This is a genomic window from Limnospira sp. PMC 289.06 (assembly GCF_032350395.1).
Classification (GTDB): domain Bacteria; phylum Cyanobacteriota; class Cyanobacteriia; order Cyanobacteriales; family Microcoleaceae; genus Limnospira; species Limnospira platensis.
The window spans coordinates 1-394 of record NZ_JARPLC010000514.1 but is presented as its reverse complement, the minus strand read 5'-3'; the positions used below and the strand labels follow the sequence as shown (position 1 = coordinate 394).

The following is a 394-nucleotide window of genomic DNA, read 5'->3' as shown; positions in this document are numbered from 1 at the left end:
GTCTGGTTTGACCCAGAGAGTTTAGAATTTCAAGGATTTGCTTTAATTCAGGGAACCTATCAACCGATAACACCGACTGATAAGGGACATTTATGGAGTGAACAACTGCAACTATTCTTAGGTGTAGAAAATCGTCAACTCCGCTTTTTTAGTCCTGATGGTGTTTTAGTACCTACTCCCGAAGAATCAGCTACGGAAGCTCAACGACAGTTAGGAAGTGTTCAAAATGAGTTAATCACTACTCAAAATCAATTAGGCAGCATTCAAAATGAGTTAGTAACTACTCAAAATCAATTACAAATTGAACGACAACAAAAAGACCAACTAGCGGCTAAACTGCGAGAGTTAGGAATTGACCCCGAACAGTTGTAAAAAATGGAGGTAAACATTATGA

At 38.3% G+C, this 394-nt stretch carries 1 pseudogene; it reads left to right on the top strand.

Annotated elements, in window-relative coordinates:
- A pseudogene (locus P5674_RS26055) lies at positions 1-372 on the top strand (Uma2 family endonuclease); the annotation flags it as partial.
- Positions 373-394 lie beyond the last annotated feature (22 nt).